General features: G+C 64.4%; 20 protein-coding genes. 12 read left to right on the forward strand and 8 right to left on the reverse strand.

The annotated features are described in order from the left end of the window. The first annotated feature begins 164 nt into the window (after positions 1-164). Entirely contained in the window at positions 165-977 is an 813-nt protein-coding gene (locus J1M81_RS17220; RefSeq protein ID WP_206498458.1) for a MerR family transcriptional regulator, read from the forward strand. A gap of 3 nt (positions 978-980) precedes the next feature. On the opposite strand, the gene J1M81_RS17225 is transcribed toward J1M81_RS17220, so the two are convergent. Continuing rightward, complete coding sequence (locus tag J1M81_RS17225; RefSeq protein WP_032373590.1) at positions 981-1,799, reverse strand: DUF2786 domain-containing protein; 819 nt, start codon at positions 1,797-1,799, stop codon at positions 981-983. Positions 1,800-1,987: 188 nt separating this feature from the next. Between J1M81_RS17225 and J1M81_RS17230 the strand changes: the two genes are divergently transcribed. From J1M81_RS17230 to J1M81_RS17245, 4 genes are read left to right on the forward strand one after another with little or no spacing between them, the layout of a single operon-like run. Continuing rightward, positions 1,988-3,268, forward strand: a complete 1,281-nt coding sequence (locus J1M81_RS17230) for an ABC transporter substrate-binding protein (RefSeq protein ID WP_032367659.1) — start codon at positions 1,988-1,990, stop codon at positions 3,266-3,268. 14 nt (positions 3,269-3,282) lie between these two features. Further along, positions 3,283-4,329 (forward strand): carbohydrate ABC transporter permease, encoded by a 1,047-nt coding sequence (locus J1M81_RS17235; RefSeq protein WP_179275042.1) that lies wholly within the window; start codon positions 3,283-3,285, stop codon positions 4,327-4,329. Further along, the gene (locus J1M81_RS17240; RefSeq protein ID WP_032367661.1) at positions 4,326-5,147 is read left to right on the forward strand and encodes a carbohydrate ABC transporter permease; all 822 of its coding nucleotides are present in this window, start codon (positions 4,326-4,328) and stop codon (positions 5,145-5,147) included. The genes J1M81_RS17235 and J1M81_RS17240 overlap by 4 nt, the downstream gene beginning before the upstream one ends. Then, entirely contained in the window at positions 5,144-5,317 is a 174-nt protein-coding gene (locus J1M81_RS17245) for a hypothetical protein (protein WP_167327633.1), read from the forward strand. The genes J1M81_RS17240 and J1M81_RS17245 overlap by 4 nt, the downstream gene beginning before the upstream one ends. On the opposite strand, the gene J1M81_RS17250 is transcribed toward J1M81_RS17245, so the two are convergent. Next, positions 5,301-6,185 (reverse strand): LysR family transcriptional regulator, encoded by an 885-nt coding sequence (locus J1M81_RS17250; RefSeq protein WP_206498459.1) that lies wholly within the window; start codon positions 6,183-6,185, stop codon positions 5,301-5,303. The two genes, J1M81_RS17245 and J1M81_RS17250, sit on opposite strands and share 17 nt — an antisense overlap. Beyond that, entirely contained in the window at positions 6,176-6,610 is a 435-nt protein-coding gene (locus tag J1M81_RS17255; RefSeq protein WP_032373434.1) for an MmcQ/YjbR family DNA-binding protein, read from the reverse strand. The genes J1M81_RS17250 and J1M81_RS17255 overlap by 10 nt, the downstream gene beginning before the upstream one ends. Positions 6,611-6,718: 108 nt before the next feature. On the opposite strand from J1M81_RS17255, the gene J1M81_RS17260 reads away from it, so the two are divergent. Continuing rightward, complete coding sequence (locus J1M81_RS17260) at positions 6,719-7,069, forward strand: nuclear transport factor 2 family protein (protein ID WP_032373435.1); 351 nt, start codon at positions 6,719-6,721, stop codon at positions 7,067-7,069. A gap of 95 nt (positions 7,070-7,164) precedes the next feature. Here J1M81_RS17260 and J1M81_RS17265 read toward each other — a convergent pair whose 3' ends face one another. Both J1M81_RS17265 and J1M81_RS17270 read right to left on the reverse strand, forming a co-directional pair. Then, positions 7,165-8,247, reverse strand: coding sequence for an inositol-3-phosphate synthase (locus J1M81_RS17265; RefSeq protein WP_206498460.1), 1,083 nt, complete (start codon positions 8,245-8,247; stop codon positions 7,165-7,167). Continuing rightward, positions 8,240-8,830, reverse strand: a complete 591-nt coding sequence (locus tag J1M81_RS17270) for a PadR family transcriptional regulator (protein ID WP_027495058.1) — start codon at positions 8,828-8,830, stop codon at positions 8,240-8,242. The genes J1M81_RS17265 and J1M81_RS17270 overlap by 8 nt, the downstream gene beginning before the upstream one ends. 197 nt (positions 8,831-9,027) lie before the next feature. Here J1M81_RS17270 and J1M81_RS17275 point away from each other — a divergent pair, with 197 nt between their 5' ends. The 3 genes from J1M81_RS17275 to J1M81_RS17285 are packed head-to-tail and all read left to right on the forward strand — an operon-like array spanning position 9,028 to position 10,015. Then, the gene (locus J1M81_RS17275; protein WP_241258201.1) at positions 9,028-9,471 is read left to right on the forward strand and encodes a phage holin family protein; all 444 of its coding nucleotides are present in this window, start codon (positions 9,028-9,030) and stop codon (positions 9,469-9,471) included. Then, entirely contained in the window at positions 9,468-9,746 is a 279-nt protein-coding gene (locus J1M81_RS17280; protein ID WP_032367665.1) for a DUF3618 domain-containing protein, read from the forward strand. The genes J1M81_RS17275 and J1M81_RS17280 overlap by 4 nt, the downstream gene beginning before the upstream one ends. Continuing rightward, complete coding sequence (locus J1M81_RS17285; protein WP_032370038.1) at positions 9,743-10,015, forward strand: DUF4235 domain-containing protein; 273 nt, start codon at positions 9,743-9,745, stop codon at positions 10,013-10,015. Before J1M81_RS17280 ends, J1M81_RS17285 begins: the two co-directional genes overlap by 4 nt. A 26-nt stretch (positions 10,016-10,041) precedes the next feature. On the opposite strand, the gene J1M81_RS17290 is transcribed toward J1M81_RS17285, so the two are convergent. Further along, on the reverse strand, positions 10,042-10,884 hold the full coding sequence (locus J1M81_RS17290) for a DUF1707 domain-containing protein (RefSeq protein ID WP_206498461.1): 843 nt from the start codon (positions 10,882-10,884) through the stop codon (positions 10,042-10,044). Between the two features lie 24 nt (positions 10,885-10,908). Beyond that, a complete protein-coding gene (locus J1M81_RS17295) occupies positions 10,909-11,724 on the reverse strand; it encodes a DUF1707 domain-containing protein (protein WP_230592056.1) in 816 nt (271 codons plus the stop codon). Positions 11,725-11,823: 99 nt separating this feature from the next. Between J1M81_RS17295 and J1M81_RS17300 the strand changes: the two genes are divergently transcribed. The 3 genes from J1M81_RS17300 to J1M81_RS17310 all read left to right on the forward strand — a co-directional run bounded on the left by J1M81_RS17300 (position 11,824) and on the right by J1M81_RS17310 (position 16,578). Next, a complete protein-coding gene (locus J1M81_RS17300; RefSeq protein WP_027495064.1) occupies positions 11,824-12,255 on the forward strand; it encodes a DUF5318 domain-containing protein in 432 nt (143 codons plus the stop codon). A gap of 459 nt (positions 12,256-12,714) precedes the next feature. Further along, positions 12,715-15,018 (forward strand): transglycosylase domain-containing protein, encoded by a 2,304-nt coding sequence (locus J1M81_RS17305; RefSeq protein WP_231578223.1) that lies wholly within the window; start codon positions 12,715-12,717, stop codon positions 15,016-15,018. A 111-nt stretch (positions 15,019-15,129) separates the two neighbouring features. Next, complete coding sequence (locus J1M81_RS17310; RefSeq protein WP_241258233.1) at positions 15,130-16,578, forward strand: glycosyltransferase family 87 protein; 1,449 nt, start codon at positions 15,130-15,132, stop codon at positions 16,576-16,578. Here the strand turns inward: J1M81_RS17310 and J1M81_RS17315 are convergent. Beyond that, positions 16,553-17,164: TerD family protein (locus tag J1M81_RS17315; protein ID WP_206498463.1), on the reverse strand; the 612-nt coding region annotated here is incomplete at its 5' end. The genes J1M81_RS17310 and J1M81_RS17315 overlap by 26 nt on opposite strands.

Here is a 17,164-nt window from a genome sequence, read left to right on the forward strand (position 1 = left end):
CGCGCGCGCGTTTGTCATACGCGAGTGGATTCGCCTCGAATTCGGGGCTATTCCGCGCGCACCTGGCGAACGCGCGCGCGTTTGCGGCGGCCTCGGCTACATCCGGCGTCACCCCTCCCCTGGAGAGTCGACTCTCCCCCACGGGGAGGGGCGAGAATGTGGGCATGAACGGATTGCTGACGATCGGCGAGTTCTCGCGAATCACCCATCTGTCGGTGAAGACCCTGCGTCGCTATCACGAGTCGGGTCTGCTCGAACCCGCGACGGTCGACGACTACTCGGGCTATCGGTACTACGCCACCGATCAGGTCGGGGTCGCGCAGATCATCGGTCGATTCCGGAAGATGCAGATGCCGGAGCGGGAGGTGCGGGCAATCGTGCAGACACCCGATCCCGATGCCCGCGCTCGACTGATCACCGAACATCTCACTCGACTCGAGCGTCAGTTGGACGACACCAGATCAGCCGTGACGGCGCTGCGCCGGTTGCTCGATCCCACTCCGCCCGCGATCGATGTCCGACGAATTCTCACTGAACAGTGTTCTGTCGCAGCCATTTCCGAGGTGGTCGACGCGTCCGACGTGCTGGGCTGGTACTCGGACGCGATGGCCGAGATCGACGCGGTCGTATCGGACACCACCGGGCCGCCGGGCGGGTTGTACGACAACGATCTCTTCACCGACGGGCGGGGGGAGCTGACCGTCTACGTTCCCACCGTCGATGCGCCATCCGTCGGCAGAGTTCGGCCGATGACGCTGCCTCCCGTCGAACTCGCGGTGACGGTTCATCACGGACCCCACGACGACATCGACGTCACGTACGGTGCGCTCGGGGTGCACGTGGAGACCAACGGCCTCGCCATCGCGGGGCCGGTTCGCGAGGTCTATGTCGTCGGGCCGCGGGATACCGAGAACTCGACGCTCTGGCGTACCGACATCGGATGGCCGGTGTTCACGGCATCACCGGCGGCACCGTAGAAGTCAGCGGCCCAGTTGCCGACTTGCTCCACCGATTTCTGCGTGGGCACCGATCTTCGCGTTTCGTCCCGCTCGATCGCCGGCCTGCCGTGCGCCCTCGGAGTACCCGGCGTTCGCGCTCTGGCCTCGCCAGTGCCCGCGTGCGGTGGACGTCTGCCGGTAGTAGTCGCGTAGCTCGATCTCCTTGTCTCGCAACACCAGAGCGGTACCGGCACCGGAGGTCTCGTGCGCGATGGCCTTGGCCTCGGTGTCCTTCTTGACCTCCGCGAGCCGTTGACCGATGCGCGACGCGAATGCCGTCTGAAAGTTCAGACGCGCCGTCACGGCGGCGACGGGCACTTCCTCGCGTCGGGTGTAGCGGCGACGATTCTTGACCTCGGTGACGGTGCGGATGGCCGTCTCGGATTTGTAGGCACCCGACTTGATGTACGCGTCGGACGCTCGGACCATCTGAATCAGCAAAGAGGAGTACAGGGCCTCGGTGGTCTCGATGTCCGAGTCGAAACCGTAGGCGAACACCTGCGTCGACGATCTGGCGACGTCGCACTGCACATCGTTTGCGTGGGCGATGGCGACGAACAGTTGAACGTAGGTCTTGAGTCCACGCTTGCCCGGTTCACCGATGGGGATGACCTTCTGAGTCGGCGTCGCCTGCCGTTCGCGGGATGCGCTGTGCGAACGCGCCACCGCCAGATCCACCGACGCCGACGTGGCCAAACGCTGCGCGGCCTCCATGAAGGCCTCGGCCTCGTGGGGGTTGTCGGTGGACTCCGCCTGACGCAGCAATCCGCCGATACGCGTCAGCATCTTGTCCGAACTCATGAGCGAAAGGGTACCGGGCACCTCCGACACGTCCGGGTTGACCGATTCAGGAACTCGATTATGACCCCTACGCGGTGAGTTGTGTGCCACAGTACCCATCGACATATGTGTCGGGGGAGCATCACAGCACGATTCTGCGTGCCCATCTCCGGGCGCATACCACCGCGTAGAAGTAAGTGGAGAAAACAATGGCGTCTTTGATCACGAAGGTGGCAGTGGTTGCGACAGCAGCCACGCTGCTGACGCTCACCGCATGTTCGAGCGACAGCGGTTCGAGCGGCGATTCGGGTGCGGCATCCGAAAATGCCGACGGCCGTGGACCTATCACCTATGTCGAGGGCCAGGACACCACCGAGACCGGTGTCGTCCAGCAGATCATCTCGGAGTGGAACGCCGCCAACCCCGATCAGCAGGTCACCTTCAAGGAGCAGTCCGCCGACGCCGATCAGGCCCACGACGACTTCGTTCAGCAGCTCCAGGCGCAGCAGAGCGATTACGACGTCATGGCACTCGACGTCGTCTGGACCGCCGAGTTCGCGGCCAAGGGCTGGCTCGTGCCGCTCGAGGGCGAATTCGCACTCGACAACGCAGGCGTTCTTCCGGCGACCGTCGCGAGTGCGACCTACAACGGCAAGCAGTACGCCGCGCCGAAGAACACCAACGGCGGACTGCTCTACTACCGCAGTGATCTGCTTCCCGAGGCACCCACCACCTGGGCCGAGCTCACCGAGGACTGCCAGGTCGCCCGCGACAACAACATCGACTGCTACGCAGGGCAATTCGCCCCCTACGAGGGTCTGACGGCCAACGCGTCGGAGATCATCAACGCGCACGGCGGATCGATCGTCGGCGAAGACGGCAAGACCCCCACCGTCAACAGCCCGGAAGCCAAGGCCGGACTGCAGACTCTGGTCACCGCGTTCGAGACCGGCGTCATCCCGGCCCAGGACACCACGTTCAAGGAGTCCGACAGCCAGCAGGCGTTCCAGGACGGAAAGACGCTGTTCCTGCGCAACTGGCCGTACGTCTACGGCACCGCCGCAGAAGAAGGTTCGGCTGTGGTCGGAAAGTACGCGGTCGCACCGCTTCCCGGCGTCACCGGAGTGGGCACCTCGACGCTCGGCGGATACAACGCCGCGATCAGCGCGTACTCCGAGAACAAGGCAACTGCTGCCGACTTCCTGCGCTTCATGCAGGGCGAGAAGGCGCAGCGCATCATCGCCGAGGGTGCTTTGCCGCCCGTGCTCTCCTCGCTGTACGACGATCCCGCACTGATCGCCGCGATGCCGTACCTTCCCGCATTGAAGGCATCCATCGAGAATGCCGTTCCGCGTCCCGTCACCCCGTTCTACCCGGCCGTCTCGAAGGCTGTGCAGGACAACGTCTCTGCCGCCATCAAGGGTGAGAAGAGCGTCGACCAGGCGATCACGGACATGCAGGCCGGTATCGAAACCGCCGGCGCCAACTGATTTCGGGAGAACCAATGGCTGTACCTGCTGGTGTGACCAGTGGGGCCGCCGCAACCACCGCGGCCGGGGGCTCGTCCCCCGGCCGCGGTCGGCATGTGCGGTCCAAGAACAAGCGGTTCGGCCTGACGCAGGGTCGGGCCTGGCTGTTGATCGCACCGACGATGGTGATCCTCGCGATCGTCATCGTCTACCCGGTGATCCGAGCCCTGGTGATGTCCTTCTCCAAGGATCCCGGTCTCGATCCCGCCACCGGCATGTTCGTCACCGGTGGATCTGCCGGCTTCGACAACTACACGCACTGGATCCTGCAGCAATGCACCTCGGCGTCGGGCACATTGGTGCCCTGCCCGCCGGGAACGCTGGGGTCGCAGTTCTGGGGCGCCGTCGGAAACACCGCGTTCTTCACGGTCGTCACGGTGTCCATCGAGGTGGTCATCGGCTTCGGAATGGCCGTCATCATGGGTAAGACCTTCGCCGGACGCGCCCTGTTGCGCGCGGCAATCCTGATCCCCTGGGCGATCCCGACGGCGGTCACGGCCAAGCTCTGGTACTTCATCTTCGCGTACGACGGTGTCGCCAATCGCATTCTGGGAACCAACATTCTGTGGACCGGCGACGCGTGGCCCGCTCGTTTCGCCGTCATCATCGCCGACGTGTGGAAGACGACGCCGTTCATGGCGTTGCTGATCCTGGCCGGGTTGCAGATGATTCCAGCCGACGTCTACGAGGCGGCCCGCGTCGACGGGGCGTCGGCGTGGCAGCGGTTCACCAGGATCACACTGCCGTTGGTCAAGCCCGCGTTGATGGTGGCAATTCTGTTCCGCACCATGGACGCGCTGCGTATGTACGACTTGCCGGCGATCCTCACCGAGGGCAATCCCGCCACCCGGACCATCTCGATCCTGGTGGTGGATCAGATTCGTCAGGGATTCAACAGCGCTGCCTCGTTGTCGACGATCTCGTTCATCATGATCTTCGTCGTGGCGTTCATCCTGGTGAAGTTTCTCGGTGCCAATGCCGTTGCCACTCAGGACAATCAGCGCAAGGGGCCCGGCCGATGAAGCAAGCTCGCATCTATCTCGGCGTCGTCGTCATTCTCGTCTGGGGACTGGCACCGTTCTATTGGATGGTCGTCACCGCATTCCGCGACCCGCGCTACACCTTCGACACGACGCCGTGGCCGACGCACGTCACGTGGGAGAACTTCGAGAACGCGTTGTCGACGGCGAACGGCAACAATTTTCTTCGTGCGGTGGGCAACAGCCTGATCGTGGGCGGCGCGACCACACTGATCGCGTTGGTCATCGGCATTTTCACCGCATACGCGCTCTCCCGCATCGACTTTCGCTTCAAGTACGTGGTGACGGGCATCATCCTGGGTGCGTCGATGTTCCCCGTCGTCGCATTGGTGACCCCGCTGTTCCAGTTCTTCACCAACATCGGCTGGATCGGCAGCTACCAGGCGATGGTCATCCCGAACATCTCGTTCGTCCTACCGCTGACGATCTATACGCTGGCGGCGTTCTTCGCCGAATTGCCCTGGGAGCTCGAAGAAGCCGCGCGGATCGACGGCGCCGGACGATTCCAGGCATTCCGCCTGGTGATGCTCCCGCTCGCCGCGCCTGCCTTGTTCACCACCGCGATTCTTGCGTTCATCGCCGCAGTGAACGAGTACCTGCTGGCCAGTCAGCTCTCGAGTGACAAGACCGAACCGGTGACCGTCGCCATCGCGCGGTTCACCGGCAACGATCCGCTTGTGGTGCCGTATGCCGCGATCATGGCCGCGGGCACCATCGTTGCGATTCCATTGGTGATCATGGTGCTGCTGTTCCAGCGCCGCATCATCTCCGGACTGACGGCGGGCGGCGTCAAGTCGTGACGGCGCAGGACCACCTGCAGTTGTTGGCAGGCATTCTCGGGTTCTTTGCGCTGGTAGCTCTCGGTTTCGCCGTAGCCGGGATCATCGGAGGTGATCCCGGCGTGCTGCCGTCCGTAGCGCTGCTCGGCTTGCTGGTCGCACTGTGGTTCACCGTCAAGAAGATTCGCTGAAACTCGTCGTCGAGATACCCACCAGTTCGGCCAGTGCCGGACTCATCGCGCTGCGCCACACCAGGGCCAGCAGGGCGGCGGTGTGCGAGTCGGTCAGCTCGATCGCGACGAGCCGGTCGCCGTAGAATTCGGCCATCGACCGGCTGAGAATCCCGACCCCCAAACCGCGGGTGGCGAGGTCGGCTACCGCGTCAGGTGCGCTGGCCTGCAACGTGATCGACGGTGACAGACCTCCCCCGGCGCAGTCCCTGTCGAACACCGCACGAATTCCGGTGCCCGGCGGAAGGGCAACGATCGGATATTCGCACACCTCGGCGAGTGTCGCGTCCTTATGCGCCGCCAGTGGATGCTCCGCCGGCACGGCGGCAACGATCCGCTCGTCGATCACCACCATCGATTCGAGTCCGGCGGGGGTCCGAGAAGCGAGACCGACCAACGCAAGATCCAGCTCGCCGGATCGAACATCCGCGACGAGATCGTCCGAATTACCCTCGCGCAAAGCAATGTCGACGCCGGGATGTGCCGCGTGGAAGCCCGCCAACGCGTCGAACAGTGGGGGAACGGTGCAGGCGGTGACCATACCGACGCTCAGTCTGCCGCGCAGTAGGCCCGTCACATCGTCGACGGATTGTTTGACGGATCCTGCCGCGGCGAGTGTCGCGCGGGCCTGCGGCAACGCCGCCTGGCCGGCTGTGGTCAAAGTGGCTGTGCCACCGGATCTGTCGATCAGCTCGGCCCCGAGTTCGCGCTCGAGCGCCCTGATCTGCGCGCTGACCCCCGATTGACTGATGTGAACGCGGGCGGCAGCGCGGGTGAAGTTCGCTTCCTCGGCCACCGCGACGAAATACTCGAGCTGCCTCAGTTCCATTGCTGTACTCCCAGATCGGGACCTTCGCCGGCATCGAGGCGGGCTATCGCGCGCTTCGGCGCGGTGACGCGGTAGCTGCAGTCGATCAGTTCGGCGGCTTCGGCCCAGACATCGCTGTCGGCCTTGTCTTTGCGGTCACTGCTCAGGTCGAACCCCACCCAGCCTGCGGGTCCAAGGTAGGCGGGATGAAAGTAGCGCGGCTCGAGTTCGCAGGCTCGCTGCTCCTCGGCGCTCTCGCATTTGACGATGAACGACAGATCGAACTGATCGCCGCCTTTGACGCCGCCGCCGAAGTAGACGAACACCGAGGTCGTGCGGAAGGTCGGCCTGCCGTGCGAAACCTTCTCGGTGACGTCGGGGTACGCGAACGCCAGAGCGCGAACGCGTTCGAGAATCGGATGCTTCGAGGTGGGATCGATGGCCACGCGAGAACCATAGCGCGTAGCGTCTAGCTGCGGCTATGAGTAAAAGTTCTGGTGATGATCGGAACCAACTGTTGGACTTCTGACTGCGCCGGTTCGAGACTCGAATCCATGACACAGACACCCGCACAAATTGCAGCAACCTACTTCGAGGCCTGGAAGGCGAAGGACTTCGACAACCTGGCGTCGATCCTGCACGAGGATGCAACGTTTCGCGGTCCACTCGGCACGGCCGACAGCGGCGAAGAATGCGTCGCCGGGTTGAAGGGAATGTCGCAGATCGTCACCGACATCGACATCGCGCACGTATTCGTCGATGGCCCGAACGTGTTGACGTGGTTCGACCTGCACACGTCGATCGCACCCCCGGCCCCCACCGCGAACTGGCAACGAATCGAAGACGGCAAAATCACCGAAATCAGGGTGACATTCGACCCTCGCGCCATCGTCGAGGCGGGATAGACGAACGCCCGCCGGTACTCAATGTGACATTTGGTGGCCTTTTGGGGGGTCAATGTCACGTTGAGTGGACCGGCGGGCGTCAGTGCCGCGGAGATTTACGCGTCGATGATGAAGGCTTCGAGTTGTTCGCGAGCAACGTCGTCGGCCAACTGCTGCGGCGGGCTCTTCATCAGGTAGGCGGAAGCCGGGATGACCGGTCCACCGATGCCGCGGTCCTTTGCGATTTTCGCGGCGCGGACTGCGTCGATGATGACACCGGCGGAGTTGGGTGAGTCCCAGACCTCGAGCTTGTATTCGAGGCTCAGGGGAACGTCACCGAAGGCGCGGCCTTCGAGGCGGACGTAGGCCCACTTGCGGTCGTCGAGCCAGCCGACGTGGTCGGACGGTCCGATGTGGACGTCCTTGGCGTTGAATTCCTTCTGCAGGTTCGACGTGACGGCCTGGGTCTTGGAGATCTTCTTCGACTCGAGGCGGGTGCGCTCGAGCATGTTGAGGAAGTCCATGTTGCCGCCGACGTTGAGCTGCATGGTGCGGTCGAGCTGCACGCCGCGGTCTTCGAACAGCTTCGCCATGACGCGGTGGGTGATGGTGGCACCGACCTGGCTCTTGATGTCGTCGCCGACGATGGGGACGCCAGCGTCGGTGAACTTCTTGGCCCAGACGGGGTCGGAGGCGATGAAGACGGGGAGGGCGTTGACGAAGGCGACGCCTGCGTCGATGGCGGCCTGTGCGTAGAACTTGTCGGCTTCTTCGGATCCGACGGGGAGGTAGGACACGAGGACGTCGACCTTGGCGTCGCGCAGTGCCTGTGCGACGTCGACTGCTTCGCCGTCGGCCTCGGTGATGGTCTCGCGGTAGTACTTTCCGAGGCCGTCGAGGGTCGGTCCGCGCAGGACGTGGACGTCCTTCGGGGGCACGTCGGCGATCTTGATGGTGTTGTTCTCGCTGGAGAAGATGGCCTCGGAGAGGTCGAAGCCGACCTTCTTGGCGTCGACGTCGAACGCGGCGACGAACTCGACGTCGCGGACGTGGTACTTGCCGAACATGACGTGCATCAGGCCGGGAACGGTGGCGTTCTCGTCTGCGTCCTTGTAGTACTCGACACCCTGGACCAGGGATGAGGCGCAGTTGCCCACACCCACAATGGCCACGCGGATTGCGTTGTTGTTCTCACCCATGGTCGGGTTCTCCTTCTGTCTTGACTGTCCTGTTTGGTGCTGTGTGGGACGGTGCTGGGTTGGGGGCGGCTTGCTCGGCTGCGATGACTTCGTTGAGCCAGCGCACCTCGCGTTCGCTCGATTCGAGACCGAGCTGGTGGAGTTGCCGGGTGTAGCGGTCGAGTGTTCCGTTCGCCTTGGCCACAGCGTCGCGGAGGCCTTCTCGGCGCTCCTCGACCTGGCGTCGTCTGCCTTCGAGAATGCGGACCCGAGCTTCTGCCGGGGTTCGACTGAAGAAGGCCAGATGTACGCCGAATCCGTCGTCGGTGTAGTTCTGCGGTCCGGTGTCGGCCACCAGTTCGGCAAATCGTTCCCTGCCGAGGGGGGTGAGCACGTACACCCGTTTTGCTCGTCTTTTCACGAGCAGTTCGGGACCGGCGTCCTCGGCGATGAGCCCGTCGGTTTGTAGTCGACGGAGCGCCGGGTACAGCGATCCGTACGAAAACGCACGAAATGCTCCGAGCAGGCCGGTCAGCCGCTTGCGAAGCTCGTAACCGTGCATGGGTGATTCGAGAAGCAGTCCGAGAATTGCGAGTTCGAGCATGCAACTCCCCCTTCTCGAATCCAACGATCACATCCCGGCGATGCGATGAGCCACACTATCGGAGAATGTATCGCGCCGATACATGAAGTGACAAACCAATGGCCGGTTACATCGCGCGAATCGGCATTTACGGACGTGTTTTTGGGGGTCCTCCGCGGGTATCGACACAGGACGGCACCACATCGAAGGAGCGCATCATGCACGAAAACGATCAACCGCCCCCACTGTCGAACGCCGAGTCCGAGCGCGGCTCCCATGTGGCGGACCTGTCGACGGTGCAACTGATCGAGCGACTGACGACTCAGGTCTCGACGCTCGTCCGGACCGAGATCGACGCCGGACTCGCCGAAGTCAAGAGCAAGGGAAGCCGCTTCGGGGTAGGCGTCGGAATCTCCGGCGCGGGTGCGCTGCTGCTGTTCCTCGGGCTCGCCACCTTGATCGCTACCGCAGTGCTCGGACTGGCGACAGTGTTGTCCGCATGGCTCGCGGCGCTGATCGTCGCGATCGCGGTGCTGGCGATCGGGGGCATTCTGGCCGCAGTCGGCGCGTCCCGGGCCAAGAAGGCCTTGCCGCCGATTCCCGCGGACACCGCAGCACGTATCGGCGACGACATCACCGCAGCGAAGGAGGGAATCCGATGACCGACACACCGGCGCACAGTGTTCCCGGCAACTCCGATCAGCCGCCCAGCATCGAGGAACAGCGTTCCGAACTGGCCGACACCGTCGCCGCTCTCGCGGCCAAAGCCGACATCCCCACTCGAGTGGGCAACGAGGCCTCTCGACAGGCGACACGTGCCTCCGATGCGGTGCGCAGTAGGCCCGGCACTGCCGCAGGGGCCGTGGGCTTCGTGGTGACCGCAGTGTTGGTGACGGTTCTTCTTCGTCGCCGACGTACGAGAAAGGTGTTTCGATGAGTGCAGTATCGAAGGCGTTCTACAGACCGATGTCGTTGGCGACGAGTGTGCTCGGCGGGCTGGCGGCCGGCGCGGTGTTCAAGCAGGTGTGGAAGCACGTCGGCGACGACGACGCGGCGGCCCCCGACCCGAAGGATCTGAATCGCTCCGTCCGAGAGGTGCTGATCGCGGCAGCCGTCCACGGTGCGGTGTTCGGCGTCGTCAAGGCCGCAGTCGACAGGGCAGGAGCAACCGGTTACCGCGCCATCACGCACGAGAGCCCGAAGTAGCTGACACGCAACATGATTCGCGGCGTCTATCGGCTTACTGAGACGATGTTGCCCGCGAAGTCCGCTTCGACGCGGCCACCCTGATCGTCGTCGTTCTTTGCGGTGATCGAGATGCGCTGCTCGCCGCGGGAATCGGTGATCATGACGTACTCGACGGCGGCGTCCGGAACCCCGACGGCCTCGGGCGTTCCCGCGACGAGGCCTGCCAGAACCGCAGAATCGATTGTGGCCCAGTCGAAGAGCGCCTCTTGGGCGTCTGGCGCGTCGGTTTCGTGATACACCTCGAACCCTCCGGAGACGAACACCCGCTCTCGTCGGCCCTCTGCCGTCGGGCGATAGACGTCGGCACGGTTGCTGTCCATCTGAATGAACACCTCGAGAACCTGCGAACTGCCGAAACGTTGCACGTAGCGTTCTCGGAAATCGTCGAGTCCGGCTGCCGTGTCGAAAACGAACGGGCGAGCGACTATCGGGGTGACGTCGACCGGCAGGTCCATCGGCACGGTGGGGGTCACGCTGCGCGTCGACGTGGACGCGACGACGGCAGCAGTCGGAACCGGTTGTTCGCCGGTCCTGGTCGACAGAAACACCACCAGCCCGACAGTCACGATGACGACCGAGCCGAGTGCCAGCAGTAGCCGGTTCTTCGGCTCGGATGTTCGCGGCGGTGGTTCCGGAAGGTCGACGTCGATTTGTAGGTCGGAGACCAGTCGTCGCAGATCGCGCAGGGTGATGGCCACCCGCGCACGTTCGCTACGTAGGCGGTGCTCGTCGAAGGTGAGCTGGCCGTCGGCGTATGCGGAATCCAGAACGGTGGCGGTCAGCGCGCGGTCTATGTCGCGAGCGCGAAAATCGGGTCGTGGTGCCACCTGCGGGCTTCCTTTCCGGACTGATCAGCCGAACGAAAACGGCGTGACACGCAGGAAGTTGCCTGCGGGATCGAATAGGAGAGTTCCGCTTTCCTGGTCGGTGTTGTCGGCGGAGACGGAAATTTGCGGGCCGTTGTCGCTGCCGTGGAAGCTCACGTTGTAGCTGTCGATGCGACTCATGTTCAAGCTCTCGCGGGCACCGGCGATGATCCCCGCTGCCTTCGTCAGATCGACCGTCGCCAGGTCGATCTGAGGTTCGTCGAAGTCGCGGGTGCTCGAGAAGTTGTCGTCGTAGTCGTCGATCACGCCGTCGCGATAGGTGTAGCTGACCTGTTTCTGTGGCACCCCGGGTGCGGGTGCCGAAATGACGGCGTAGTCGTCGTACAGCCCGAGTCTGTCGACCACCGACGTGCCGATCTTCTGTTGCAGTGCATCGACGATATCTACGACGACTGCAGGATTCTTGTACCCGGCCGACCCGAGACCCGATTCGGGGTCATTGGTGTTCGAGCACGCGCGAATGCCGAAGGTGAGCGCCACGAGGGCGGCAACGGCAGGGACCGCGACGGCCATGAAGCCCAGGCGTGAGCCCTTTGCCGTCGTGATCGGATGCGCGAACTCGATCGGGTCGGCCATCGGCGGCAGATCGGTGTCGTTCTGAAGGTCCTCGATGAGGGCGTGCAGATCGGCGATCGTGTCGGCTTCCTTCGCCAGATCGATCCTTGCGGCGTGCTCGAAATCGGACAGCTGCCCATCGGCGAGTGCTTCGTCCAACGTGGCGCAAGTGTCGGTGCGATCCACATCACGCGCTCGCGTACTGGGTGACAGTCGCGTCGGCACAGGTGGAGCATAGTTTCTCGGCCCAGGAATGGGGGTCGATCGTCGTCCAGGCGGGGATCGCAGGTCTCCATCGACACTGCCGCACGTACTCTGGTTCTCGTGCGACTTCAGCGACAGGTGGTGGACTACGCCCTTCAGCGTCGGTCGCTGCTGGCCGAGGTCTACTCCGGTAGGACGGGCGTGGCAGCGGTCTGCGATGCAGATCCCTATCTTCTACGTGCCGCCAAGTTCCACGGCCGCGGCAGCGACGTAGTGTGCCCGATCTGCCGGAAGGAGCAGCTCACGCTGGTGTCGTGGGTGTTCGGCGAGAAGCTCGGACCCCTGTCCGGCTCGGCGAGAACGGCCGACGAACTCGGCCGGCTGGCTGCCACCCAAGAGGAATTTTCGGTCCATGTGGTCGAGGTCTGCCGCTCGTGCAGCTGGAATCACCTCGTCCAGTCCTACGTCCTCGGGGCCGTGCCCGCACCCAAGCAACCCCGTCGCCCACGATCGGGATCCCGTCAACCGAACCGTCGAACTGCGAGTGAATGACACAATCGCTTCGCTGAACCCAGCCACCGAGAATTCGACGCGGCCGCCGAGATTACTGGAGATTCGTACGTGAGTTCCCCCTACGACAACAACCCGGGTAACAACGAACCTGGCCGTAGCGACTCCGGACGGCGCCCCGACGTGCCCGGACCACCGCGCGGCAGCCGCCATTCCGATCCGCCCGGACGTCGTCCGGTACCCCCACCGGGCCAACGTCCGGTGCCTCCTCCGGGCCAACGTCCGCTACCGCCTCCGGGTCAGCGCCCCGGACCGCCTCCCGGGCAGCGTCCGATGCCACCGCAGGGGCGACCGCCGATGCCACCTCCGGGCCAACGTCCGGTGCCTCCTCCGGGTCAGCGCCCCGGACCGCCTCCCGGGCAGCGTCCGATGCCACCGCAGGGTCGACCGCCGATGCCTCCCGCCGGCCAACGCCCGGGTCCGCCTCCTGGGCAGCGTCCGATGCCACCGCAGGGTCGACCGCCCGGTGACGGTCGCTACGCCGCGGCAGGTGTCACTCGATCGGGATCCGTCCCGCCGCCACACGAACCGAACGATCCATCAGCTAGCTCCTCGGGCAACGAACCGCCCGAGCCCCCCGAAAGAGGTTCCGCCGCGAAAACGAAGAAGAAGTCCAAGTGGCGGGTAGTTCGACGCACGTTGTATGCGTTGGTTGCCTTGGGCCTGATAGTGCCGATTCTGCTGTTCATGGTGGCGTACACGCTGGTGGACGTCCCGCGGCCCGGTGACCTCAGGACCAATCAGGTTGCGACGATCTTCGCTTCCGACGGGTCGAGCGTGCTCGGCAAGGTGGTGCCACCCGAGGGCAACCGAACCGATGTCACGATCGACCAGATTCCGGAGCACGTACGTAACGCCGTGCTCTCGGCGGAGGATCGCGACTTCTATTCCAATCCCGGGTTCTCGGTGACCGGCTTCGGCCGTGCCCTGCGCGACAACGTGCTCGGACGTGACAGCGCGGGCGGTGGTTCCACGATCACCCAGCAGTACGTCAAGAATGCGGTGGTCGGCTCCGAGCGGACGTTGACGCGAAAGATGCGGGAGCTGGTCATCTCGTCGAAGATGGCTCGCCAATGGTCCAAGGACGACATTCTCGCGGCGTATCTGAACACCATCTATTTCGGTCGTGGCGCTTATGGCATCGCTGCCGCGTCGACGGCGTACTTCGGCAAATCCGTCGATCAGCTCTCGGTCGAGGAAGGCGCAGTACTGGCTGCGACCATCCAGCAGCCGTCCGGACTCGATCCGGAAGTCAACCCCACCGGGGCTCAGTCGCGGTGGAACTACGTGCTCGACGGCATGGTCTCGCAGGGCCAGCTCGATGCGACTCAGCGTGCGGCGATGCAGTATCCGCAGTGGGTCCCCATTTCTCAGGTCGATTCGGGTGATGCCGCCGACGCAGGTCCCAACGGTCTGATCAAGGCGCAGGTACTGCGTGAGTTGTCGGCTGTCGGGGTCAGTGATCAGGATCTGAACACCGAGGGTCTGCAGATCACGACGACGATCGATCCGAGGGCGCAGGCCGCCGCCGTCGAGGCCGTGGACAACAACCTGCAGGGTGAGCCGTCGGAGCTGCGCACGGCGTCGGTGTCGATCGATCCGCGCAGTGGCGCGGTCCGCTCGTACTACGGCGGCGCGGACGGGCGCGGTTTCGACTTCGCTCAGTCCGGGTTGCAGACCGGATCGTCGTTCAAGGTGTTCGGCCTCGCCGCTGCCTTGGACCAAGGCATTCCGCTGTCGAAGATGTACGACAGTTCCTCGCTCGACGTCAACGGCATCCAGATCAGCAACGTCGAGGGCGAATCCTGTGGCACGTGCACCATCGCCGAAGCCCTCAAGCGGTCGCTGAACACGAGCTTCTACCGCATGATGCTGGGCATGGACAACGGCCCGCAGGCGATCGCGGACATGGCACACAAGCTCGGTATCCCGCAGGAGATCGAGGGCGTCGGACCCACGCTGACCGAGCCCGACAACGCGGGCCCGAACTACGGAATCGTGCTCGGCCAGTACCAGTCGCGGGTGATCGATATGGCCTCGGCCTACGCCACACTGGCAGCCTCCGGCGTCTACCACACCCCGCACTTCGTGCAGAAGGTCGTCACGGCCGACGGCACGGTGTTGCTCGATCGTGCACCCGAGGCCGGTCAGCAGGTCGTCTCGGCGGCGGTGGCCGACAACGTGACGTCGGCGATGCGTCCGATCGCCGGGTACTCCAACGGTCACAACCTCGCGGGTGGTCGTCAATCGGCGGCGAAGACCGGTACCGCGCAGCTCGGTGATACCGGGCAGAACAAGGACGCCTGGATGGTCGGGTACACCCCGTCACTGTCGACGGCGGTGTGGGTCGGTACCGAGCAGGGCTTGCCGCTCGAGAACAGTTACGGCGGTCCGATCTACGGATCGGGCATACCGTCGGACATCTGGAAGGCGACGATGGACGGCACGCTCGAGGGCACCTCGAACGAGACGTTCCCGACGCCCGAGGCCATCGCCGGTCAGGCAGGTGTCCCGCAGTACTCGGCACCGGCTGCCCCGGTCACGACGGTGGCTCCGTCCGCGCCGCCGCCCGTGACTCTGCCGATCCCGACGGAGATTTCGCCGCCGGTGGTCATCACGCCGCGTCAGGTCGAGATTCTGCCGGGCGTCACCATTCCGCTGCCGGGTCTGGCCCCGGCTCAGCCCGCACAGCCACCGGCAGCACCCGAGCCGGCAGCCCCCGAACCGGCGACTCCCGGCCAGTAGCACCGAACGGTGACGACCGAACCCGAGCGCAAGGGCAGAGCCCTTGCCAGTCCTGGTCGCCTGGACACGGCGAGTGCAACGGACCGTGACGCACCCAGCCGTACCGATCCGATGACCGAGGAACTGTCCTCGGTCATCGGCGGGCCGGTGGGCGCGCACGCTCTGGTCGGTCGGCAACGGTGGTTCACTGCGCTGCGGGTCATCCTGTTGCTCGCGGTGGTCTTTCTCTGCTTCGGTTGGTTTGCCAAGGCGGCGTGCATTCAACAGGCACCGGTGGGTCCGAACGGTGAACTCGGTCTCGACTGGAGCGGCAGTCGCCAGTACGTGGCGATGTGCTATTCGGACACCGTGCCGCTCTACGGTGCCGAGCGGCTCGACCAAGGTGCGTTTCCGTACAAGAAGTCCTGGGAAGAAACGAAGGCCGACGGGTCGAGTCAGATCCGGTACATGGAGTACCCGGTCATTGCCGGCCTGTACCAGTACGGCTCGATGGTCGTCGGAAAGGCATGGAACTCACTGAGTTTCCTGCCGCAAGCCCTGCCTGTGGTCGTCTACTTCAACGTCGTCGCTCTGGGATTGGCCGTCGCGTGGCTGGTCACCGTGTGGGCGACGGCGATCTCGGCGGGGCGACGCATCTGGGACGCTGCCCTGGTGGCTGCCTCACCGCTGGTGATCGTGCATGGATTCACCAACTTCGACGCTCTCGCAACGGCATTCGCGCTCACCGGTCTGCTGGCCTGGGCCAAGAAGCGGCCCGTACTGGCCGGCATACTGCTGGGTCTCGGCGGTGCCACCAAGCTCTATCCTCTGTTGTTCCTCGGGCCGCTGCTGGTGTTGTGCTGGCGGGCCGGCCGCATGCGCGAGTGGGGGCTGACCGCAGCGGCTGCCCTCGGGGCCTGGCTTGCGGTCAATCTTCCACTGGCCCTGCTGTATCCGACGGGGTGGTACGAGTTCTTCCGGCTCAACTCCGAGCGCGGAGCCGACCCCGATTCGCTGTACAACGTCGTCACTTCCTTCACCGGATGGACGGGCTTCGACGGCCCCCTCTATCCGGGGGACAAGCCGCTGGTTCTCAACGCAGTCACGCTGCTGCTCTTCGCCGTCGTGTGTGCGCTGATCGCCTACATCGGTACGACGGCTCCGACCCGGCCGAGGCTGGCCCAGTTGGTGTTTCTGGTGGTGGCCGGGTTCCTGCTGACCAACAAGGTGTGGAGTCCCCAGTACTCGCTGTGGCTGGTCCCTCTCGCGGTGCTGGCTCTACCGCATCGTCGAATCCTGTTGGCGTGGATGGCAATCGACGCGTTCGTCTGGTTCCCCCGGATGTACTACTACCTGGGCGTGGACAACAAGGGTCTGCCCGAACAGTGGTTCACCGCCACCGTGGTCGTGCGCGATATCGCAGTGATCGGCCTGTGCGCGTTGATCGTTCGGCAGATCTACCGGCCGTCGGAGGATCTTATTCGAAACGGCAGCGCCGTCGACCCGCTCGGTGGCGTACTCGACGGCGCTGCAGATCGAACCGGTCGGCGTGCGGTCACATATAGCGGCCGAGCTGCTTGACGGCTTCACCGGCGTGCTTGGCCTGGATGCCGTCGCCGATGGCCTGTAGCTTCCATTCACTGCCCTGGCGGTAGACCTTTGCCATCACCAATCCCGTGAACGGCATGCCGCCCTGCAGGGTGAAGCGGGCGAGTTCGGTGTTGGTGGTGTTGTCGACCAGCCGGCAGAACGCATTGGCAACCTGCTCGAACGTCTGGCCGCGGTACGAGGTGACCGTGAAGACGATGCCGGTGACGTGCTGGGGTACCCGCGTCAGATCGACGACGATGACCTCGTCGTCGCCCTCGCCCTCGCCGGTCAGGTTGTCTCCCTTGTGCGTGATCGACCCGTCCTTGGCGTTGAGCTGGCCGTAGTACACGACATCGTTGACGTTGCGATCTGCCAGCATGATTGCCGACGCGTCCAGGTCGATGTTCGCCGCACGGCCTCCGCCGCCGAACAGTCCACCCTTCTTCGGGGTCGTCACCGGGTCCCAGCCGAGGCCCATGCGAATCACCGTCAGGGCCACGCCGCCGTCCTTGCGGAGAGTGACCTTCTGGCCCTTGGACAGACTGACGGGCTTGGACTTGGTGAGGCTGACTTCCGG

The sequence above is a fragment of the Rhodococcus sp. KRD175 genome (assembly GCF_017168275.1).
Classification (GTDB): Bacteria; Actinomycetota; Actinomycetes; order Mycobacteriales; family Mycobacteriaceae; genus Rhodococcoides; species Rhodococcoides fascians.